This is a genomic window from Vibrio sp. 1978, from assembly GCF_033344345.1.
The window spans coordinates 1-519 of sequence record NZ_JAWPOP010001014.1 but is presented as its reverse complement, the minus strand read 5'-3'; the positions used below and the strand labels follow the sequence as shown (position 1 = coordinate 519).

At 46.1% G+C, this 519-nt stretch carries 1 protein-coding gene; it reads left to right on the top strand.

Features of this window, described 5'->3' with window-relative positions; genetic code table 11:
- On the top strand, positions 1 to 519 hold a 519-nt coding region (locus tag R8N49_RS30395; protein ID WP_318190858.1), incomplete at both ends, for a hypothetical protein.

Below are 519 nucleotides of genomic sequence, written 5' to 3'. Positions count from 1 at the left end.
ATTGTTCGAACTGATGGCTCTATTAGCTTTAGACCAAATGACGATCTTGATCATACCGATGCGGCTTCAATCGATTTCACGGTTCATGTTACGGCTACCGATGGTGACGGAGATACGAGTACCGCCGATCTCGACATCTCCGTGACAGACAGAAATGCACAAATCGATACCTCATCGGTGTTGTCTTTCGAAGATAAAGGCCGTGACGGCTCTATCCTTGGTACTGAGAATGCCAATACGCAAGATAACTTATCTGGTCTAGATACTACGCCAGCGAAAGTCGATCTAGTGATTAACTTGCACGACCTCGATAGAAATGAAAGCCTAGGCGATATCACGATTCGCGATGCGAGTACGCACAACGGCACGTTCTATTATCGAAATGCCAATGGTGAGTACATTGAACTTACGCCAGTCAATGGCTCTGTTGTGTTGGACGGTTCGAATGTCATTCAATCATTCAATGGTGAGTTCGTTACGCTTGAGAACCTCTATTTTGTGCCTGACCGCCATTTTGCG